Below are 20,711 nucleotides of genomic sequence, written 5' to 3'. Positions count from 1 at the left end.
TTTATCATAAAAAAGAGGGATGTGCGACCTTTTTCGCTACCCCTCCCCATTTCACTGTTTTTTCGTTATATATTTTTGCTTTAATGCATTATGTTCTTCTAATGTTTTCGCATAATACACTTCACCACTTGGTGCAGCTAAGAAATAATAATAATCTGTTTGCGCAGGTTCTAACGCTGCTTCTACTGAATGTTTACCAGAGTTTGCAATCGGTCCAACTGGCAATCCTTTCACAACATACGTATTGTACGGTGAGTTCACTTTTAAGTCCTCGTATAATACACGTTGTTTATGCTTTCCAAGCGCGTATAATACCGTCGGGTCCGTTTGAAGTGGCATACCTTTCGCTATACGATTATAAAAAACACTAGAGATCTTTTGACGATCTGTAAAACCAGTAGCCTCTTCTTCAATAAGTGAAGACAGCGTAAGAAGCTGATGAACATCCCAGTTCTTCGCTTTCATTTTCGCCTCATTTTGAACAATGATTGCATTCGTTTTCTCAAGCATCGGCATTACAATTTCTTCTAACGTCGTATCTTTCTTATAGAACGAATACGTCGCAGGATATAAATAACCTTCTAATGGATATTTAATATTGCTATCAAAGATTTTGTCAGTCAATAACTTCGGATACTTTTGCTGCATTTTTTGAACAAATGCCTTATCGTTTAATTGACGCACAACATCATCTTTATTCCACTTTAATTCTGCCGCAATCGTTTCTGCAATTTCAGTTACTTGTGCTCCTTCTTTAATCGTCACTTTATAAAGAGCCGGACGATGTACATTACCAGATGACATTTGTTCCATGACATCCCCAGCACTCATGGAAGCATTTAACAAATATGTGCCAGCTTGTAAATTTTTTGATTTAGCTTTTGCATAAAAACTAAAGACTGTACCGTTTTTCACAGCACCTTTTTCTTCTAAAATCTCACCAATTTTACTTGTAGATGAGCCCTTAGGAATCTCTACTTCAATCTCTTTTTTATTCTCGCTATCAACCGGTCCTAAAGCCGATAAAATATATGCATAGACTGAACCACAAACTAAGAGCAGTGCAATAATCGAAAATAAAAAAATGCGTCTACGCTTCTTTTTCACTTGATTCTCTACCAAAACTCTTCCTCCTTATTCAATTGTAGACCATATGTATATGTTTCTATACAGCATGATGGAAAACCACAACAAATCCGCCTAGCTCTTTTAATAGCCATTTTATTTTTCTACAATCCGTATCATTATACTACAAAGGATTGCGTGGTTTCGACAAAAAATCTTTCATTTTACATATAAATACAAAAAAAGATGGACTGTATGTCGTCCATCTTTTCAGTACTTATTATTCTGCGTCTTGCTCATCAGCAAGAGTGTTGAACATTTCTTGTACCATTTCCCACTCTTCTTCAGATTCGATCGGAAGTAAAGTTCCGCCCTCTTCTTCATTTTGCTCATAAGCCATTGCATCATAAATTTGGTCTCCATCTTCGTCTACTTCACCGATTGGAGAGAAGACTACGTATGATTTTTTGCCAAATTTTTCAGCATCAAAAGTGAAAACAATCTCACATAAATGTTCGTTACCTTTTTCGTCTACAATTGTAATTTGATTTTCTTCCATTTTGGTCACCTCTTATTTACTATCTAAAAATCCTTGTAAGATTACGACTGCAGCCATCTTATCGATTACTTGCTTTCGCTTCTTACGGCTTACATCAGCTGAAATGAGCAGACGTTCCGCTGCCATCGTCGACAAACGCTCGTCCCACATTACAACGTCTAATTGTAACAGTTCTCGTAGGTTTTCTGCAAATTGCTGGCAAGCTTCACCACGCGGGCCAATTGTACCATTCATATTTTTAGGTAAACCTACTACTATTTTGTCCACATCATACTGTTTTACTAACTCAGAAATACGGTCAAAACCAAATTGACCTCGTTCTTCGTTAATCTTGATTGTTTCCAATCCTTGTGCTGTCCAGCCCATTTCGTCACTAATTGCAACTCCGACTGTTTTTGTACCTACATCTAAACCTAATATCCGCATAAACTACTCCTCACGATGATGTTTCAAATAAGACTTCACAAGCTCTTCAATTAACTCATCACGTTCAAGCTTGCGAATGATGCTTCGTGCATCTTTATGGCGAGGTATGTATGCTGGGTCTCCACTTAATAAATAACCGACGATTTGGTTAATCGGATTATAGCCTTTTTCTTGAAGTGCATCATACACAGTTAAAAGTACATCATTTACATGGACACTCTGTTTTTCATCTTGAATGCTGAACTTCATTGTTTTATCAAAACCGTCCATTTCAAGCACCTCACTTATAGAGTAAGTATAGGGAGAAGAACTTCTCCTCTCCCTACCATTGTACACTACTATCTCTTTATTTTGAAACAGATTTAACGTACTCTTGTACAAATGCTAAAGCTTCCTCAACTTGCGCTGGGTTTTTACCACCTGCTTGTGCCATATCAGGACGGCCACCACCGCCACCGCCACAACGAGAAGCTACTTCTTTCACAAGCTTACCTGCATGGTAACCTTGGCTAATTAAATCTTTCGTTACGCCAGCTAAAATATTTACTTTATCATCATTTACAGACGCTAATACAACAACTGCAGACTCTAATTTATTTTTCAGGTCATCCATCATCGTACGTAAGTTGTTCATATCTGCAACATTTACTTTCGCTGCTAATACGTTCACGCCATCAACTGTCATTACTGAATCAGTTAAGTTTCCAGCTTCGATATTGCTTAATTTCGCAGCAAGAGATTCGTTTTCTTTTTGAAGTTGTTTCACTTCAGCAAATAAACCATCAACTCTTGTTAAAATATCTTTCGGATTTGTTTTCATTTTTCCTGCTGCTTCTTTTAATAAACCTACTTGATCGTTCATTAATTCGTATGCAGACTTGCCAGTTACCGCCTCAATACGACGAGTTCCTGCACCGATACCAGACTCAGCAACGATTTTGAAAATACCGATAGAGGCTGTGTTATCAACGTGACAACCACCGCAAAGCTCTAAGCTGTAATCGCCCACTTGTACAACGCGTACAACATCACCGTATTTTTCACCGAATAATGCCATTGCACCCATTTCTTTCGCTTCTTCGATTGCTTTTTGAGAAATCTCAACATCAATACTTTCCCAAATTTTCTCGTTTACGATACGCTCAATTTTTTCTAGTTCGTCAGCTTGTACTTGACCGAAGTGAGAGAAGTCAAAACGTAAACGTTCAGAAGTTACAAGAGAACCGGCTTGGTTAACATGCGTTCCAAGTACGTCTTTTAATGCTTGATGCAGTAAGTGAGTTGCTGTATGGTTTTTCACAACGCTACTACGGTTTTTCGTATCGATAACAGCTTTTACAGCCGCTTCTTTCGTTAATGTACCTTCTTCAACAACAACTTTGTGTAAGTTTTGACCATTTGGTGCTTTTTGTACGTCTTTTACAAGAACTTTCACACCGTCAGCAAGAAGATAACCACGGTCTGCAATTTGCCCACCGCTCTCAGCGTAGAATGGCGTTACATCAAGTATTAATTGTCCTTCTTCGCCTGCTTGCAAGCTATCTGTGTACTCACCATTTTTCACAAGTGCAACAACGTTACTTTCTGTTGCAACTGTACCGTAACCAACGAATTCGCTCGCTACTTTAACTTCGCCAAGGACACCGCCTTGAACTTGCATAGAATCAACGTCTTGACGAGCCGCACGTGCACGCTCACGTTGTTTTTCCATTTCAGCTTCAAAGCCTTTATGGTCAACTGTCATACCAGCTTCTTCTGCGTATTCTTCTGTTAATTCAATCGGGAAACCGTATGTGTCGTATAGACGGAACGCATCTACGCCAGAAATAACAGTTGTTTTTTCTTCTTTCGCTTTTGCAATTACTTCAGCTAAAATTGCTTCACCATCATGAAGTGTTTCATGGAAACGCTCTTCTTCGTTTTTCACAACTTTTGCGATGAAATCTTTCTTTTCAAGTACTTCTGGATAGAAGTCTTTCATTACTTCTCCAACAACCGGTACTAATTCAAACATGAATGGACGGTTGATATTTAATTTCTTCGAATAACGAACAGCGCGGCGTAATAAACGACGTAATACATAACCACGGCCTTCGTTAGATGGAAGAGCACCGTCACCAACAGCGAATGTTACTGTACGAATATGGTCAGCAATTACTTTAAATGCCATATCTTTTTCTAAGTCGCCGTTACGATACTTCTCACCAGAAATTGATTCTGTCGCGCCAATCATCGGCATGAATAGGTCTGTATCAAAGTTCGTAGGTACATCTTGAACGATAGATGTCATGCGCTCTAGACCCATCCCTGTATCGATGTTTTTCTTAGGAAGCGGCGTATATGAACCGTCTGGATTATGGTTAAATTGAGAGAATACAAGGTTCCATACTTCTAAGTAACGCTCGTTTTCTCCGCCTGGATATAATTCTGGGTCACTAAAGTCATTACCGTAAGCTTCTCCACGGTCATAGAAAATCTCTGTATTCGGTCCACTTGGTCCTTCACCGATATCCCAGAAGTTTTCTTCTAAGCGGATGATGCGCTCTTTTGGAACACCCATTTTCTCATTCCAAATTGTGAATGCTTCTTCATCTTCTGGATGGATTGTAACTGATAGTAATTCTTTATCGAATCCGATCCATTTGTCGCTCGTTAAGAATTCCCAAGCCCAAGTAATTGCTTCTTCTTTGAAGTAATCACCGATTGAGAAGTTTCCTAACATTTCAAAGAATGTATGGTGACGAGCTGTTTTCCCTACGTTTTCAATATCGTTTGTACGAATTGATTTTTGTGCATTTGTAATACGTGGATTTTGCGGGATTACACGACCATCAAAATATTTCTTTAATGTCGCTACACCACTGTTAATCCATAGAAGAGATGGATCTTCATGTGGAACTAGTGATGCACTAGGTTCTACTGCATGTCCTTTTTCCTGGAAAAAGTCTAAAAACATTTGACGAATTTGAGCGCCTGTTAGTTGTTTCATTGTATTTTCCTCCTTAAATATAAAAAACTCCCGCCCCTATAAAAGGGACGAGAGTTAACTCGCGATACCACCCTAATTATGAATTGATTATTATAACAATCAATTCATCACCTCATGGTGCCGTAACGTGGCAAGACGGCAGTGATTAGCTGCTCTCAGGATTAGCTTTCTGTTACCCTTCATTTGAAGCTCCTTTCAGCCAGTGGAAGCTTCTCTCTATAAATGGACTGTAACATACTTGTTCCGTCATTGATTTAATGTATTATATGACTAAATATAATAGAATTCTCTTAAGTTTGTCAATGTAGATAATAATAATTATATTGTACCACATACATTTCTGATAGCTACATAAGTATCTACTTGTCATTATAAACAGCCTTTATATATTATGTATTTATTAACAAGTAGGGATATTTTCATACAAAAAAATTACTACTTGTTAATATTTCTGGATATTACATTTTTGTTATAATTAAATTATTAACAATAAAGGAGCGATTATAATGACAACTTTATTGAATCAAGCTAAAGAAATGTTAACTACTGACGAAAAAATCCTTTTTTATGCAGCATGTTCATTAGATATATTTATCTATCGTTCCGTCGCAAGGCCAGGACTGTTAATCTTGACGAACAAAAGGCTCTTCTTTTACGGACCAGATTTAAGTAGGAACCCAATATTTGAAGAGTACTCTTTCGCAAAAATTTCTAATCTAAAAGAACAGAAACGACTTTTCAGCAATCAAATTGTATTTATGTATGATGATGAATGGAAAAGAATAAAACATATTCAAACAAATGATGTGAGCGGGGTTGTTCAGCAAATAAAAAAACAACTACCTAAATAGGCAGATTGTGAGCCCTCTATTTCTATAAATAGAGGGCTTTCACATTAAATATCTTCTCTTTTCCAAAGAGGCCTTACATGAACGATCACTGTGCGAATGACCGCTAAAATAGGAACCGATATTAGTAAGCCTACAATCCCCGCAACTTCTCCCCCAACTAGTAATGCAAACATAATAATAACAGGATGCATACGGAGCGACTTACCAACGATGTAAGGAGATAAAATATTACTTTCAACAAATTGCAAAATCGCAATTGTAATTCCCGCCTTAATGAGTAAACTCGTTGATACCGTTGCCGCGATCATCAATGTCGGAATGGCTCCTAAAATAGGGCCAAAATACGGGATTATATCCGTTACCCCAATAATAATACCGAGCAGCAATGGATATTTCATACCGATAAACCAAAAAGAAAGAGCGGATACTCCCCCTAATACTAAGCAAACAAATAACTGTCCTCGAATATAGCTTCCAAGTGACTTGTCAATTTCTTTCGCGAGCATTTGTCCTGTACTACGCCATTTACTTGGAACTAGTTTCCAAAAGGTATGATAAAACTCACCGTAGTCTTTTAATATGTAAAATACAATGAACGGAATTAAGAAAATAATGAGCAATGAATCCAGTACACCACGAGCTGTGCTCATTACTTTATTCAAAAGCGCTTGAATCTTCATTTCTACACCAACAAAAATTTGTTTCACCTTTTCATGAATAAATGATGGGAAATTCGCTGTTTGTTCTGTTACCCCATCCATCCAAGAATCGTACATTTTTGTAAACTGCGGAAATTGTTCATTAATCTCTTGCAACTGCTTTATAACAATTGGTGTTCCTTTATAAATTCCATAGCCAATCCCGCCGAAGAAAAGGACATAAATGAGCAAAATAGCAAGTGTGCGTGGCATCCCTTCCTTATGGATTTTTTCAATTAACGGGTGTAATAAATATGCAATGAAACACGCAATAAGAAATGGTGTAATTGCCATTTTAAACACAAAAATAATCGGTGCCCATAGCGGCTTAATTTTTAAAAAGACAAGCAAACAAAGAAAAACGAGTAACAATAATCCTAAACGATATATCCAAATGATTTTAAGATTCTTCACACGAAAAACCTCCTCCACCTTTATTTTGAAAATAAATGGGGTAGGTTATGTGCAAAACTTTTAAAATCTTTTCATACAGACCATACTGTTTTTTAAAGACGTACATATATTTAACATAATAAGGACAACCACCCCTGAGAATACAAAAAATCAAAATATAATCAGGAGGGCTAATTATGGTTTTATTTATGCTCGTATTATCCGCACTTTTTATGATTCTTGAATGGATTTGTATCGGGTTTGGTATTTGGAAAGGTTTCTTTATTCGCTCCTCGCGAAAAGAAAGAGCGAAGCAATTATGGCATTATGGAATACTTGGAGTTGGATGTTACGGTCTATCTTATGTTTTCTCGGAAATCGGACTTTTATATTTGCATATGAATACGTAAAAAAACTCCCTCGTCAATAAGGGAGTTTTTCACTTTATCGAAATGATTATAAATAAGACTTAATCATCTTACGCGCTTTTTTCATATTGCGTTTTGAAAATACATCTTGCTTGCGAGCATATCGATATGCTGCAGCCCCAACACCTAATGCGATTAATGAATTGCGTAGATTCAAAGTAGATCCCCCTTTTCGTTATCCGATCGTTCTCTCATTCTCATCAAATAAATCATCAAGAGAGCTTAATGAACCATCTTCCTCTACTTGATGCGTATGGATTTTCCCCTTTGAAACCGATAATTCAATATAACAATTCCAGCAATAAAATTGGTTGACACCTATTTTTCCAATGTCTTTCCCTTTGCAATTTGGACAACTGAACATATGGCTTTCATCTCCTCACAGTCTCCCAGATTCTATTCGCCATTATGTCCAAACCGCATTCATTTATACATGCTAGAGCCTTTCAACGTTGTACGTTTGAAAGTTTCACTATATAATTTCACCTTGTTACATGAAATCATACGGTGAAATGTTTTCCACGTCCATTTCTTCACCATTAACCGTTACCATCTGTACCTCTCCTTGTGATTCTTGCAATCGACCAGCTAAAGTCGTTTGACGCATTGCATCATCAAGGCGATTTACACCGGATTGAAAAGCTGCTTCCTCTCCGCAAATAATAAGGAATTTTTTACTTCTCGTAATGCCCGTGTAAATTAAATTACGACGTAACATACGATTGTAACTTTTTACGATTGGCATAATAACAATCGGGAATTCACTACCTTGTGATTTATGAATCGAACAACAATATGCATGTGTAATTTGATTTAAATCTGGCTTTGTATACGTTACTTCAATCCCATCAAATGAAACGATAATCATATCTTGTTGCTCAACGTTTTCTTTCGCATAAAACACCGAAACGATTTCTCCGATATCACCATTAAACACTTGGCTCTCTGGCTGATTCACCAATTGTAGTACTTTATCACCTCTTCGGTATACAACATCACCGTAAGCAATTTCTTTACTCTTTTCTTTTTTCGGATTAAATACTTCTTGCAACGCTTCATTCAGCACATTAATACCAGCAGGTCCCCGGTACATCGGCGCTAATACTTGTACATCTCTTGCACTAAATCCTTTTGTCTTTGCGTTTTCACAAACCTTTTTGACAACCTCAACAATTTGATTTCCTGTACAAGCAATAAACGAACGGTCTTTTTTGTTTTCCGCTAAATCTGGTGGTAGCATTCCATCTTTTATCGCATGGGCAAGCTGAATAACAGATGATCCTTCCGCTTGACGATAAATTTCTGTAAGTTTGACTGTCGGAACTGCACCTGCATTCAATAAGTCTTTTAACACTTGTCCAGGGCCTACAGATGGCAACTGATCTTCATCGCCTACAACGATAACTTGAATATTTGTCGGAAGCGACTTGAATAGCTGATTTGCAAGCCAAATGTCAACCATTGAAAACTCATCAATAATGAGTAACTTCCCTTGAACCGGGTCAGTTTCATTACGCTGGAAAGAACCTTCTGGCGTCCAACCAAGCAAACGATGAATTGTGCAAGCTGGAAGTCCTGTTGATTCACTCATTCGCTTCGCCGCTCTTCCTGTCGGGGCCGTTAATAGTATTGGAAATGGATTATCATCACTATATTCATTTGGATTTAGTGATAATCCGTGCAATGACGCATACATTTCAACAATTCCTTTAATAACTGTTGTTTTCCCCGTTCCTGGTCCACCTGTTAATAACATCATCGGTTTATGAAGTGCAGTTTGAACTGCTTCTTGCTGAAGCGGTGCATACTGCACCTTCAACTGTTCTTCAATTTCTCCTAATGTTTTTAACACTTCTGCTTCAGGGAATGAAGGAGTTTCTTCTTGATTCATAAGACGACGAATTGACTTTACAACGCCTTTCTCAGAATAGAATAAAGAAGCTAAATACACTCGCTCTTCTTCTATAATGACTTTCCCTTCACTTTGCATCATTTCAACGCAGCCTACAATGTCTTCCTCAGTCACTCTGCCTTCTTGATTATTTAAAAGTGACATCGTTTCTCTTACAAGCTGACCTTTTTCCATATAAACGTGACCAAATTGTAATGACACATTCTCTAATGTATAAAAACATCCCGCACGTACACGGTCGTCGTGATTGCCCGATATACCTAATGCACGCCCTATATCATCTGCTCTCCCAAAACCAATTCCATCCACTTCTTCAATAAGCTTATATGGATTGTTACGAATCACTTCTAATGTCATCTCTTTATATTGCTGATAAATTTTAATTGAAAGCTTCGTCCCAAAACCGTAACCATTTAAAAAACTCATCACTTTTTCTAACCCTTGATGCTCAATAATCGTCTCATATATTTCCTGCGCTTTTTGCTTGTTTACAACACCATTTAACGCATCAGGATCATCCATAATTTTAGAAATGGCATGCTCACCAAGATGGTCCACAATTTTTTCAGCCGTACGCTTTCCAATCCCTTTAAACAAATCGCTCGCTAAATACTGCACCATACCTGCTTTTGTTTGTGGCAATTCTTTCTTAAACGTTTCAACTAAATATTGTTTCCCATACTTTGGGTGGTCTTTAAAATGACCTGTTAATGTAAACACTTCATCCTCATGCATACGGGGAAAATGACCGTTTATCATTACTTTTTTTTCGTCGTATGTTTCATTCGTTTCAATGACTTTCATACTGACAACGGAATAGAGGTTTTCTTCGTTGTGGAAAATGGTATGAAGAACTTGCGCTTTTATAAATTTTTTCTCTTCCTCAAACAAATCCATTGCATGTTGATTTCCCATCTTTCCTCTCCTTTCCGATTTCTTTTCACTTTAATGAGCAGTACATCCCCCACCTGTTGCACACTCTTTAGATGAGGGGTAACTGCGCATTAAACTATAATTTCACTTTATTCAGCTTCTTGCTCTAATAAACGAATACCATTACCAGCTAAAAAGTGATCTGGCTGAACTTCAGTTGCTTTCTTAAATAAAGTAAGAGCTTTCTCGTTATTTTCTTCGAATACGTACGCAACACCTAAATTATAATACGCATCTGCATGCTCTTCATCCATTTCTAATACCTTTTCAAAATAAGGTTTCGCCTCTTGAATATGTTCTAGTCGCGCGAAGCAAAGTCCACATTGGAATACAGCTTCTACATCGTTTCCATCTAATTCAGTTGCTCTTTGTAAAAATGGCAATGCAAGACGATCATTTCCAAGTTGCACGTGTGTGATACCTAGCATAAATGTTACATCAGCTGATTGTAGTCCTGCTTGCATCGCTTGTTCAAATACAGCCTTTGCCTCTGCAAATTGCTCTTGGCCGTAATATACATTTCCTAAACCATAATAAGCAGCCGCAGATTTATCATCTAATTCTAATGCACGTTTATAAAATAAAATTGCTCGTTCACTATCACCTAATACATCTAATAAATTCGCAAAGTTAATGTATCCAAGCGCATCTTTCGGATTTTCTTCAATTGCTTCCGTAAAGTTTTTAGCTGCTTCTTCCCAGTTTCCTTCTTGCATATATTGAATACCTGTTTCAAGTTTGTTTGACATGTCCTTCACCTCTACATCAAATTATAACAAAGAATGTATTTTTCAAGCGAACGAAAATTCGCTTTATGTAAAAGAAACCTCTAACCGCTAATCGGCAGAGGCTTCTTGTTCTATCCTAAATAATCTAATTTCTTACCACTACGATATACTTCATCAATTGTAGCACCGCCTAAGCACTCATCTCCATCATAGAAAACAACTGCTTGGCCTGGCGTAATCGCACGAATTGGCTCATCACAAAGAATACGAACTGTATTTTCATCAACGATTTGAACCGTTACTTTATTGTCTGCTTGACGATAACGGAATTTCGCTGTACATGTAAATTCTTTTTCCTTCGCTTTATTACTTACCCAGCCTACATTCGTAGCAATAACTTCATCACCATATAGAAGCTCGTTATGGAATCCTTGGTCAACATATAAAATGTTTTCTTTCAAGTTTTTTCCAACAGCAAACCACGGATCACCGTTACCACCAATACCAAGACCATGACGTTGTCCAATTGTATAGTACATTAAACCATCATGTTTCCCTTTCACTTCACCAGATAATGTTTGCATCACACCTGGTTGTGCTGGCAAATAGTTGCTTAAGAAATCTTTAAAGTTACGCTCACCGATGAAGCAAATACCTGTACTATCTTTCTTCGCCGCTGTCGCTAAACCAGCTTCCTTCGCCATTTCGCGAATTTGCGGTTTCTTTAATTCACCTAATGGGAACATTGTTTTTGATAATTGCTCTTGGCTTAATTGATTCAAGAAATATGTTTGGTCTTTATTATCATCAACGCCGCGAAGCATTTTATATTCGCCGTCCATATAAGCAACACGTGCATAATGACCAGTTGCTACATAATCAGCACCAAGTGCAATTGCATGCTCTAAAAATGCTTTAAATTTAATTTCTTTGTTACACATTACATCTGGATTTGGTGTACGCCCAGCTCGGTACTCATCTAAAAAGTACGTAAATACTTTATCCCAATATTGTTTTTCAAAGTTTACTGCATAATACGGAATACCGATTTGGTTACACACTTCAATTACATCATTGTAATCTTCTGTTGCTGTGCAGACACCATTCTCATCTGTATCATCCCAGTTTTTCATAAAAATTCCGATTACATCATAACCTTGCTCTTTTAATAAAAGAGCTGCTACAGATGAATCGACGCCACCGGACATCCCGATGACAACGCGTGTTTCTTGAGGTAGTTTGTTCATCATGTCACCTCCCATGCTAATTTTGTGTTAATCGCTTCACGATTTTCACTGTTTCGTACGCAGCTTTTTCAATTTGCTCTTTCGTATTTCCAAGTCCGAAACTAAAGCGTACGGATGAACGTATTTGATCGGAGTCTTTTCCGAACATCGCTACTAATACATGTGATGGATCAATCGAACCAGCTGTACAAGCAGAACCACTTGATACTGCAATGCCAGCTAAGTCTAAGTTTACAAGAAATGGTTCAATGTTCATTCCTGTAAAGTTTATATTCAACACATGCGGTAAGCGATATTCCAAGTTTCCGTTTACCTCGAAATGAATGTCCTCATTTTTGAAGACAGATACCATTATATCTTTAAACTCTTCATATTGGGCATTTTTTTGCTCACGAGTTTTTTCAGCTAGCAAAACTGCATGTTGAAGTCCGGCAATACTAGGTACATTTTCAGTACCAGCACGACGCTTTCTTTCTTGCTCCCCACCTGTTAATAACGGTTCAAATTTCACATCTGTACTAGCATACAAAAATCCTACACCTTTTGGACCGTTAATTTTATGCGCTGAAATTGATAATAGGTCAATCCCAAATTCTTTCACATCAATTGCTACTAAACCGTAAGCTTGTACAGCATCTGTGTGGAAATACGCTTGATGTTCTTTTAACAGCTTTCCTATTTCCGCAATTGGTTGTACTGTTCCTACCTCATTATTTCCAAACATAATAGATACAAGAATTGTCTCACTTGTTAACGCTGCTTCTACATCAGAAACTTGAACACGCCCAGTTTCATCGACAGGTAAATACGTCACTTCAAACCCTTCACGCTCTAAAACTTCACATGTATGCAAAATCGCATGATGTTCAATTTGCGTTGTAATAATGTGGTTACCTTTATGACGATTCGCGCGCGCTACACCTATAAGTGCTAAATTATCAGCTTCTGTACCACCGCTCGTAAATATAATTTCATTTGGATTTGCATGAATGCTACGTGCACACACACGTCTCGCCTCATCTACCGCATGGCGCGTTTGACGCCCATAAAAATGAATACTAGACGGATTTCCAAATATTTCTGTCATATATGGAATCATCTTTTCGACCACTTCTGGGTGAGTCGGAGATGTCGCAGCATGATCTAAGTAAATGCGTTCCATTAAATCTCCTTCTTTCCAAATCGTTTCACAAGGAATTAAATGTAAAACATATAGCCCCCATGATTTTCTTCCTCATAACGTACTAAATCTTCTAAAGTTGTACTATCTAATACTTCTTGCACCGCATCACGAACGCGCATCCATAATTGGCGTTGTGCAGGTTCTTCTTCCTCTATCATTTCTACAACACTAATTGGCCCCTCTAGTACACGGATTACATCCCCAGCTGTAATGTTAGCCGGCTGATCAGATAATACATATCCACCGTATGCACCACGCGTACTCTTTACAAGTCGAGCGTTACGAAGCGGCGAAATTAATTGCTCTAAATAATGCTCAGATAAGTCATGTGCCTGCGCAATTGATTTTAATGAAATTGGACCTTCACCAAACTTTTTTGCAAGGTCGATCATAATTGTTAAGCCGTAACGGCCTTTTGTTGAAATCTTCATCTATTTTGCACCTCTTTTCAAATTTTCACTTCTATTGGTTATATCTTTATTCGTAAAAGAACACAATTTAAAATCCTATGAAATTATAGCATAATATAGTATTATAAGAAATTTCAACTTGTGTAACAAAATGATAACATAAAATCACATTGAAAAACTCGGGAATTATTACAATTGAAAGAAAAATAAGAATATTTAATATTAATATACAAATAACACCGCAATATATTTCAATTTTCCACATAAAAAATGATACGATACAATGAGATTACATATTAAGGGAGACGGTCAAAATGAAACAACCACTCGCACATCGAATGCGTCCAACAACGATTCAAGACATTATTGGACAACAGCATTTAGTTGGTGAAGGAAAGATTTTATGGCGGATGGTCCAAGCAAACCATTTTCAATCAATGATTTTATACGGTCCTCCAGGCACAGGAAAAACATCGATTGCAAGCGCAATTGCAGGAAGTACCGGAACGCCGTTTCGCCTCTTAAACGCTGTTACTCATAATAAAAAAGATATGGAAGTTGTCGTACAAGAAGCAAAAATGCATCGCCATCTCGTTTTAATTTTGGATGAAGTTCACAGGTTAGATAAAGCGAAGCAAGACTTTCTATTACCTCATTTAGAAAGCGGACTCCTTACTCTAATCGGTGCGACGACAAGCAATCCGTTCCATGCTATCAATTCTGCTATACGAAGCCGTTGTCAAATTTTCGAATTACACGCATTAACAGAAGATGATATTTTAATTGGTTTAAAACGAGCGCTTGAAGATAAAGAAAAAGGGCTTGGAGAATATGATGTCATTGTCACAGAGGAAGCTCTCCTTCATTTCGCAAATGCCTCGGGCGGTGATATGCGCTCAGCTTACAATGCACTTGAACTTGCTGTTTTATCTAGCTTTACTACAGACGACCAAGCGGCTGAAATTACACTCGAAATCGCTGAAGAATGTCTACAGAAAAAGAGTTTTGTTCACGACAAAGGTGGCGATGCTCACTATGACGTTTTATCTGCTTTTCAAAAATCAGTACGTGGAAGTGATGTGAACGCCGCACTTCATTATTTAGCACGTCTTATTGAAGCAGGTGACTTACAAAGCATTGGTAGACGTCTTCTTATTATGGCATATGAAGATATCGGGCTTGCTAGCCCGCAAGCTGGTCCACGTACACTTGCAGCGATTGAGTCGGCTGAACGAGTGGGATTCCCAGAGGCACGCATACCACTTGCAAATGCTGTTATCGAGCTTTGCCTATCACCGAAATCAAATTCGGCCTATAAAGCACTCGATGCCGCACTTCACGATTTACGTAATGGCCAAACAGGTGATATTCCAAGTCATTTAAAAGATAGTCACTATAAAGGTGCCGAATCACTTGGAAGAGGCATTGGATACTTATATCCACACGATCATCCAAACGGCTGGGTACAACAACAATACTTACCTGATAAAATAAAAAACAAGCAATATTATAAACCGAAAACGACAGGGAAATTTGAACAAGCGCTGTCTACCGTTTATGAAAGATTACAAAGTTCGCATAAAACGAAGAATAAAGGGTAATATAAGCGAAAACGTCACCATTACGGAGGCTTCGCTTATGAAAACACGTCAAGATGCATGGACAAAAGAAGACGATCTCCTTTTAGCAGAAACTGTTTTACGACATATTCGCAGCGGAAGTACACAAATAAAAGCATTCGATGAAGTTGGCGATACATTAAACCGAACTTCAGCAGCTTGTGGATTTAGATGGAATGCTGAAGTAAGACCAAATTATGAAGATGCGGTACAACTTGCAAAAAAACAACGTAAAGAATTAAAGCGTTCGGAAGCTAAAATAGAAAAAGAGCAGTTCTCACAAACGAAACAACTCGTAATCGATGCCGAGTTTTCAGAAGATATTACGCCAAATAAACAAGATCTTACAATGCAAAATGTCATCTCATTTTTGCAAAACTTGGAGTACAATAATCCTTCACTCACAAAGTTACAAACTGAAAATGACGTATTACGAGATCAGCTCACTTCCCTGCAAAATACGAATAATGAACTTGAAGCAAAATTAGCTGTTCTCACAAAAAAACAACAAGCAATCGAAGAAGATTATGCAATGCTTGTTAGAATTATGGATCGTGCTCGAAAACTAGTTTCAGTCGAAGAACAGGAGGAGCAGATTGCTCCGATTTTCAAGACTGATCAAAATGGAAATTTAGATATTATATATTCAGCAGAAAATTGAAATAATCCCCACCTAATACTACATGGTGGGGATTATTTTTTGTGCATTTAAACTACAATAAGGTAAAATATAACTTTTATGTTTTTATAGCCCTAATGATGTGTATTATCGAAAGGAGAGATGAGCTATTTCATTACCAATATGGATATTTTTTTAAAATTTTTTATACAAATTAAAAAGCGCATATTCCTCATGGAATATGCGCTTTTGTTTTTTATTCTTGCCCTACACGCTTCACTTCTACGTTTTTAATACGTTCACGTACAACATGACTCGCCATAATTAAACCAGCCACAGATGGTACGAACGCATTTGAAGAAGGTGGTAATTTCGCTTTACGAATTTTTGCATTTTCGTCTGGTACGATTTCTTTACGTACCTCTTCACGAATTACGATTGGGTTTTCGTCAGAGAAGACAACTTTTACACCTTTTTTAATACCGTCTTTACGAAGCTTCGTACGAATTACTTTCGCAATTGGATCTGTGTGTGTTTTAGAAATGTCCGCAATACGGAAACGAGTTGGGTCCATTTTATTTGCCGCACCCATACATGAGATAATTTTAATTTTACGACGTAAACATTGTTTAATTAAATGAATTTTGAACGTAATCGTATCAGATGCATCTACTACGAAATCTAAACCGTGTTTAAAGAACTCTTCATATGTTTCATCTGTATAAAACATTTCTAGTCCAATTACTTCACATTCCGGATTAATGTCTGCAATACGCTCTTTCATTAATTCTACTTTTGAACGTCCTACAGTAGATACTAAAGCGTGAATTTGACGGTTGACGTTTGTAATATCTACAACGTCTTTATCAACCAATACAAGACGTCCTACGCCAGAACGCGCTAACGCTTCTGCCGAAAATGACCCTACTCCGCCAATTCCTAAAATACCGACTGTACTATTTTTTAATATTTCAAGGCCCTCTTTTCCGAAGGCTAATTCATTACGTGAAAATTGATGTAACATTCAGCTCTACACTCCTATTACAAAAATGGTCTACCATGTATTCTAGCGTTTTTCCGACTATTTGTATAGAAAAAGTTATAGAATCCCTAAAAATACATATTTCAAACAAAGAAACATAATATAAACCGGACTTTTTAAACAACCTCTTCAATATACGTTTAAAAAGGAGGATTTAGAGAACCGAGCAGATCGAGGCGCTGAAGCCAGGAGGAGCGCAGTGTAGCTTTTCTACTCGAGCACCGGACTGGCGAAGCAACGATGAGATGCGACCGTTATCTAAACCGGACTTTTTAAACAACCTCTCAAAAAAAGTCTAGACGGCTATAGTATAACCATCTAGACTTCATTCTTACTTCTCTTCTTTCAAGCTCAATTTTAAGTTTAACTCTTCAAGCTGAGCTTCTGCAACTGGGCTTGGAGCTTCTGTTAATAGACAGCTTGCGCTTGCTGTTTTCGGGAATGCAATTGTATCACGAAGGTTTGTACGACCTGCAAGTAACATAACAAGACGGTCTAAACCTAATGCGATTCCGCCGTGTGGTGGTGTACCGTATTCGAATGCTTCTAATAAGAATCCGAATTGCTCTTGCGCTTCTTCTTGTGAGAATCCAAGCGCTTTGAACATTTTCTCTTGTACGTCACGCTCGTAAATACGAAGTGATCCACCACCAAGCTCATAACCGTTTAATACAAGGTCATATGCTTGTGCACGCGCTTTTTCTGGTGCTGTTTCTAGTAGTTCAACATCTTCACGGAATGGCATTGTGAATGGATGGTGAGCTGCGAAGTAACGATCTGCATCTTCATCGTACTCAAGAAGTGGCCAATCAGTTACCCATAGGAAGTTAAATTTACTTTCGTCAATTAACTCAAGTTCTTTACCTAGACGTAAACGAAGTGCACCTAAGCTATCTGCAACAACGCTCTTCTTATCTGCTACGAATAGTAATAAGTCGCCAGCATTAGCTTCTAATGTACTCATTAACACGTTTGCATCTTCTTCACCGAAGAATTTTGCAATCGGTCCTTTTAAGCCGTCTTCTTCAACTTTAAGCCAAGCTAGACCTTTTGCACCGTATACTTTTGCGAATTCAGTTAATGCATCGATGTCTTTACGAGAGTATTTGCTCGCTGCACCTTTTGCGTTAATTGCTTTTACTTGTCCGCCGCTTTCTACAGCACTTGTAAATACTTTAAATCCACAACCTGCTGCAAATTCAGATAGGTCTGTTAATTCCATTTCAAAGCGTGTATCTGGCTTATCAGAACCGTAGCGAGCCATTGCATCAGCATATTTCATACGAGGGAATGGTGCACTAACTTCTACACCTTTTGCATCTTTCATGACTTTCGTCATCATACGCTCCATCATTTCTAAAATTTCATCTTGTGTTAAGAATGATGCCTCGATATCGATTTGCGTGAATTCCGGTTGACGATCCGCACGTAAATCTTCATCACGGAAACAACGAGCTACTTGATAGTAACGCTCAAATCCACCGACCATAAGAAGCTGTTTAAATAGCTGTGGTGATTGAGGTAATGCATAAAATTCACCGTCATGCACACGGCTTGGTACTAAATAGTCACGTGCCCCTTCTGGTGTGCTCTTCGTTAAAATTGGTGTTTCAACTTCTAAGAACTCTTCTGTATCTAAGAAGTTACGAATTGTTTTCGTTACGTCATGACGCATTTTGAATGTGTTGAACATTACAGGACGACGTAAGTCTAAGTAACGATATTTTAAACGCACATCTTCTGATGCATCTGTATCATCAGCAATAATGATTGGCGTTGTTTTCGCTGCATTTAATACGTTTACTTTCGTTGCTTGTACTTCAATACGGCCAGTTGCCATATTGTCATTAATTGCACCTTCACCACGTTCAACAACTGTACCTTCTACGTGTAATACGTATTCGCTACGAATCGTTTCTGCTACTTCTAGCGCTTCTTTTGATGTTTCTGGGTTAAATACAACTTGCACGATACCTGTACGGTCACGTAAGTCAATAAAGATTAATCCACCTAAGTCACGGCGTTTTTGTACCCAACCTTTTAATTGAACTGTTTGTCCAACCGCTTCTACTGTTACTTTTCCACATGCATGTGTTCTTTCAGCCACTGTAAGTTCCCCCTATATTAATTTCTCTGCTACGTATGAAGCAAATACATCTAATGCTACTTCTTCTTGTCCGCCAGTTGCCATATCTTTTAAGTTAATGATACCTTTATCTAGCTCATCTTCTCCTAATACAGCTACATATTTCGCATTTAAACGATCTGCTGATTTAAATTGTGCTTTCATTTTGCGATCTAAATAATCTTTTTCAACTGATAATCCAGCTTTACGAAGATCAAACGCAATTTTCGCAGCATGGTCTTTCGCTTTTTCACCAAGCGCTACAACGTAACAATCAATACTATGTTCAATTGGTAATTCAATATTTTCAGCCTTTAGCGCCATAATTAAACGTTCAATACTCATCGCAAAACCGATACCTGGCATCTCCGGTCCACCGATTTCTTGTACAAGTCCGTTATAACGACCACCACCGCTTAATGTAGTAATAGCACCGAAACCTTCTGCCTCACTCATAATTTCAAAAACAGTGTGTTGATAGTAGTCTAAACCACGTACTAAGTTCGGATCTTTTTCAAATGGAACATCCATCATCGTTAATAGTTCTTGTACTTTATCGTAGTATACTGCTGAATCTTCATTTAAGTATTCTGTAATAGATGGTGCTGTTCCCATTAATTCATGGTTACGGTCCTTCTTACAGTCTAAAATACGAAGAGGATTCTTTTCTAAACGAGATTGACAGTCAGAGCAGAACTCACCGATACGAGGCTCAAAATGAGCAATTAATGCATCACGGTGCGCTTGACGGCTCGCTGCATCACCTAAGCTGTTTAATACAACTTTAATATTTTTTAAGCCCATGCCGCGGTAAAACTCTACAGCAAGTGCAATTACTTCTGCATCAATTGCAGGATCGTTACTGCCGATTGCTTCAATACCGAATTGCACGAATTGACGATAGCGACCTGCTTGTGGTCTTTCGTAACGGAACATTTGACCGATATAGTATAATTTCGTTGGTTGTGTTGCATCACCGAACATTTTATTTTCAACGTAAGAACGTACAACCGGTGCAGTACCTTCTGGACGTAGTGTTAAACTGCGCTCTCCACGGTCTTGGAATGAATACATTTCTTTTTGTACGATATCTGTCGTATCACCAACACCGCGTAAAAATAGCTCAGTGTGTTCAAAAATTGGTGTGCGAATTTCTTTATAATTGTAACGACGGCAAATTTCGCGCGCTTGCCCTTCGATATACTGCCATAACTCAACGCTACCCGGAAGGATATCTTGCGTTCCGCGTGGGATTTGAATAGACATATTCAGTTCCTCCTCAAATTGTTTTAATCTTAATAAAAATAAAAAAACTCCCGCCTCTACTGTTTGAACAGTAGGGACGAGAGTATTATACCCGTGGTGCCACCCTAATTGAAGCACGTATGCTTCCACTTTTTTAATAACGCTTAAATATGCGTTCATCCCTACTAAGCATATATGCCGTTCAAGTTGAAACCTACAGAGTGTCATTCAATCAGTCA

The 20,711-nt window shown here is 38.0% G+C and carries 20 protein-coding genes and 2 other annotated features (1 of these 22 running past the window's edge); of the genes, 4 read left to right on the top strand and 16 right to left on the bottom strand.

Annotated features, from left to right (window positions below; genetic code table 11):
* Window positions 1-51 precede the first annotated feature (51 nt).
* The 5 genes from mltG to alaS form a co-directional block, all read right to left on the bottom strand.
* Window positions 52-1,122 carry an endolytic transglycosylase MltG gene (mltG, locus tag BAU28_RS10865; RefSeq protein WP_071718565.1) on the bottom strand — a complete coding sequence of 357 codons (1,071 nt, stop codon included), beginning with the start codon at window positions 1,120-1,122 and terminating at the stop codon, window positions 52-54.
* A gap of 223 nt (window positions 1,123-1,345) precedes the next feature.
* Window positions 1,346-1,624, bottom strand: a complete 279-nt coding sequence (locus tag BAU28_RS10860; protein WP_025147360.1) for a DUF1292 domain-containing protein — start codon at window positions 1,622-1,624, stop codon at window positions 1,346-1,348.
* Between the two features lie 12 nt (window positions 1,625-1,636).
* Complete coding sequence (ruvX, locus tag BAU28_RS10855; protein ID WP_001221197.1) at window positions 1,637-2,050, bottom strand: Holliday junction resolvase RuvX; 414 nt, start codon at window positions 2,048-2,050, stop codon at window positions 1,637-1,639.
* Window positions 2,051-2,053: 3 nt separating this feature from the next.
* Window positions 2,054-2,320, bottom strand: coding sequence for an IreB family regulatory phosphoprotein (locus BAU28_RS10850; RefSeq protein ID WP_000348590.1), 267 nt, complete (start codon window positions 2,318-2,320; stop codon window positions 2,054-2,056).
* Window positions 2,321-2,396: 76 nt separating this feature from the next.
* On the bottom strand, window positions 2,397-5,039 hold the full coding sequence (gene alaS, locus BAU28_RS10845; RefSeq protein WP_071718564.1) for an alanine--tRNA ligase: 2,643 nt from the start codon (window positions 5,037-5,039) through the stop codon (window positions 2,397-2,399).
* A 40-nt stretch (window positions 5,040-5,079) separates the two neighbouring features.
* Window positions 5,080-5,298: a binding site (T-box leader), on the bottom strand.
* A 247-nt stretch (window positions 5,299-5,545) separates the two neighbouring features.
* Between alaS and BAU28_RS10840 the strand changes: the two genes are divergently transcribed.
* Window positions 5,546-5,890: a PH domain-containing protein gene (locus BAU28_RS10840; protein ID WP_048372316.1), complete on the top strand. Its 345-nt coding sequence runs from the start codon at window positions 5,546-5,548 to the stop codon at window positions 5,888-5,890.
* 44 nt (window positions 5,891-5,934) lie between these two features.
* Here the strand turns inward: BAU28_RS10840 and BAU28_RS10835 are convergent, their stop codons facing one another.
* Window positions 5,935-7,002, bottom strand: coding sequence for an AI-2E family transporter (locus tag BAU28_RS10835; RefSeq protein ID WP_071718563.1), 1,068 nt, complete (start codon window positions 7,000-7,002; stop codon window positions 5,935-5,937).
* 176 nt (window positions 7,003-7,178) lie between these two features.
* Between BAU28_RS10835 and BAU28_RS10830 the strand changes: the two genes are divergently transcribed.
* Window positions 7,179-7,391 (top strand): hypothetical protein, encoded by a 213-nt coding sequence (locus BAU28_RS10830; protein ID WP_002173569.1) that lies wholly within the window; start codon window positions 7,179-7,181, stop codon window positions 7,389-7,391.
* Between the two features lie 46 nt (window positions 7,392-7,437).
* Here the strand turns inward: BAU28_RS10830 and BAU28_RS10825 are convergent, their stop codons facing one another.
* The 7 genes from BAU28_RS10825 to cymR form a co-directional block, all read right to left on the bottom strand.
* Complete coding sequence (locus BAU28_RS10825) at window positions 7,438-7,566, bottom strand: YrzQ family protein (RefSeq protein ID WP_002173570.1); 129 nt, start codon at window positions 7,564-7,566, stop codon at window positions 7,438-7,440.
* 18 nt (window positions 7,567-7,584) lie between these two features.
* Window positions 7,585-7,773, bottom strand: coding sequence for a hypothetical protein (locus BAU28_RS10820; protein ID WP_000490499.1), 189 nt, complete (start codon window positions 7,771-7,773; stop codon window positions 7,585-7,587).
* 126 nt (window positions 7,774-7,899) lie between these two features.
* The gene (recD2, locus tag BAU28_RS10815; RefSeq protein ID WP_071718562.1) at window positions 7,900-10,236 is read right to left on the bottom strand and encodes an SF1B family DNA helicase RecD2; all 2,337 of its coding nucleotides are present in this window, start codon (window positions 10,234-10,236) and stop codon (window positions 7,900-7,902) included.
* A 107-nt stretch (window positions 10,237-10,343) separates the two neighbouring features.
* Window positions 10,344-11,003 (bottom strand): tetratricopeptide repeat protein, encoded by a 660-nt coding sequence (locus BAU28_RS10810; RefSeq protein ID WP_048372324.1) that lies wholly within the window; start codon window positions 11,001-11,003, stop codon window positions 10,344-10,346.
* 110 nt (window positions 11,004-11,113) lie between these two features.
* Window positions 11,114-12,229, bottom strand: coding sequence for a tRNA 2-thiouridine(34) synthase MnmA (gene mnmA / locus BAU28_RS10805; RefSeq protein ID WP_002173573.1), 1,116 nt, complete (start codon window positions 12,227-12,229; stop codon window positions 11,114-11,116).
* Window positions 12,230-12,245: 16 nt separating this feature from the next.
* On the bottom strand, window positions 12,246-13,391 hold the full coding sequence (locus BAU28_RS10800) for a cysteine desulfurase family protein (RefSeq protein WP_071718561.1): 1,146 nt from the start codon (window positions 13,389-13,391) through the stop codon (window positions 12,246-12,248).
* Between the two features lie 35 nt (window positions 13,392-13,426).
* Window positions 13,427-13,843: a cysteine metabolism transcriptional regulator CymR gene (gene cymR / locus BAU28_RS10795; RefSeq protein ID WP_000704116.1), complete on the bottom strand. Its 417-nt coding sequence runs from the start codon at window positions 13,841-13,843 to the stop codon at window positions 13,427-13,429.
* Window positions 13,844-14,136: 293 nt separating this feature from the next.
* Between cymR and BAU28_RS10790 the strand changes: the two genes are divergently transcribed.
* Together BAU28_RS10790 and BAU28_RS10785 are read left to right on the top strand one after the other, a co-directional pair.
* The gene (locus BAU28_RS10790; RefSeq protein WP_025147352.1) at window positions 14,137-15,423 is read left to right on the top strand and encodes a replication-associated recombination protein A; all 1,287 of its coding nucleotides are present in this window, start codon (window positions 14,137-14,139) and stop codon (window positions 15,421-15,423) included.
* A gap of 37 nt (window positions 15,424-15,460) precedes the next feature.
* Window positions 15,461-16,102, top strand: coding sequence for an RsfA family transcriptional regulator (locus BAU28_RS10785; RefSeq protein ID WP_071718560.1), 642 nt, complete (start codon window positions 15,461-15,463; stop codon window positions 16,100-16,102).
* Between the two features lie 214 nt (window positions 16,103-16,316).
* Here BAU28_RS10785 and BAU28_RS10780 read toward each other — a convergent pair whose 3' ends face one another.
* From BAU28_RS10780 to hisS, 3 genes are all read right to left on the bottom strand, one after another.
* Window positions 16,317-17,084 (bottom strand): tRNA threonylcarbamoyladenosine dehydratase, encoded by a 768-nt coding sequence (locus tag BAU28_RS10780; protein ID WP_000903181.1) that lies wholly within the window; start codon window positions 17,082-17,084, stop codon window positions 16,317-16,319.
* A 349-nt stretch (window positions 17,085-17,433) separates the two neighbouring features.
* Window positions 17,434-19,209: an aspartate--tRNA ligase gene (aspS, locus tag BAU28_RS10775; RefSeq protein WP_071718559.1), complete on the bottom strand. Its 1,776-nt coding sequence runs from the start codon at window positions 19,207-19,209 to the stop codon at window positions 17,434-17,436.
* A gap of 12 nt (window positions 19,210-19,221) precedes the next feature.
* Window positions 19,222-20,493 (bottom strand): histidine--tRNA ligase, encoded by a 1,272-nt coding sequence (gene hisS, locus BAU28_RS10770; protein ID WP_071718558.1) that lies wholly within the window; start codon window positions 20,491-20,493, stop codon window positions 19,222-19,224.
* Between the two features lie 69 nt (window positions 20,494-20,562).
* Window positions 20,563-20,711, bottom strand: a binding site (T-box leader) (it continues 82 nt past the right edge of the window).

Source organism: Bacillus paramycoides (assembly GCF_001884235.1).
Classification (GTDB): Bacteria; Bacillota; Bacilli; order Bacillales; family Bacillaceae_G; genus Bacillus_A; species Bacillus_A paramycoides.
The sequence above is the reverse complement of the archived record's forward strand: the minus strand, read 5'-3'. Positions and strand labels throughout refer to the sequence as shown.

Coding starts and splice junctions, on each gene's coding strand:
- BAU28_RS10860 (WP_025147360.1), bottom strand. CDS start 1,624: ATGGAAGAAAATCAAATTACAATTGTAGACGAAAAAGGTAACGAACAT.
- ruvX (WP_001221197.1), bottom strand. CDS start 2,050: ATGCGGATATTAGGTTTAGATGTAGGTACAAAAACAGTCGGAGTTGCA.
- BAU28_RS10850 (WP_000348590.1), bottom strand. CDS start 2,320: ATGGACGGTTTTGATAAAACAATGAAGTTCAGCATTCAAGATGAAAAA.
- alaS (WP_071718564.1), bottom strand. CDS start 5,039: ATGAAACAACTAACAGGCGCTCAAATTCGTCAAATGTTTTTAGACTTT.
- BAU28_RS10840 (WP_048372316.1), top strand. CDS start 5,546: ATGACAACTTTATTGAATCAAGCTAAAGAAATGTTAACTACTGACGAA.
- BAU28_RS10830 (WP_002173569.1), top strand. CDS start 7,179: ATGGTTTTATTTATGCTCGTATTATCCGCACTTTTTATGATTCTTGAA.
- BAU28_RS10820 (WP_000490499.1), bottom strand. CDS start 7,773: ATGTTCAGTTGTCCAAATTGCAAAGGGAAAGACATTGGAAAAATAGGT.
- recD2 (WP_071718562.1), bottom strand. CDS start 10,236: ATGGGAAATCAACATGCAATGGATTTGTTTGAGGAAGAGAAAAAATTT.
- BAU28_RS10810 (WP_048372324.1), bottom strand. CDS start 11,003: ATGTCAAACAAACTTGAAACAGGTATTCAATATATGCAAGAAGGAAAC.
- mnmA (WP_002173573.1), bottom strand. CDS start 12,229: ATGAACAAACTACCTCAAGAAACACGCGTTGTCATCGGGATGTCCGGT.
- BAU28_RS10800 (WP_071718561.1), bottom strand. CDS start 13,391: ATGGAACGCATTTACTTAGATCATGCTGCGACATCTCCGACTCACCCA.
- cymR (WP_000704116.1), bottom strand. CDS start 13,843: ATGAAGATTTCAACAAAAGGCCGTTACGGCTTAACAATTATGATCGAC.
- BAU28_RS10790 (WP_025147352.1), top strand. CDS start 14,137: ATGAAACAACCACTCGCACATCGAATGCGTCCAACAACGATTCAAGAC.
- BAU28_RS10785 (WP_071718560.1), top strand. CDS start 15,461: ATGAAAACACGTCAAGATGCATGGACAAAAGAAGACGATCTCCTTTTA.
- BAU28_RS10780 (WP_000903181.1), bottom strand. CDS start 17,084: ATGTTACATCAATTTTCACGTAATGAATTAGCCTTCGGAAAAGAGGGC.
- hisS (WP_071718558.1), bottom strand. CDS start 20,493: ATGTCTATTCAAATCCCACGCGGAACGCAAGATATCCTTCCGGGTAGC.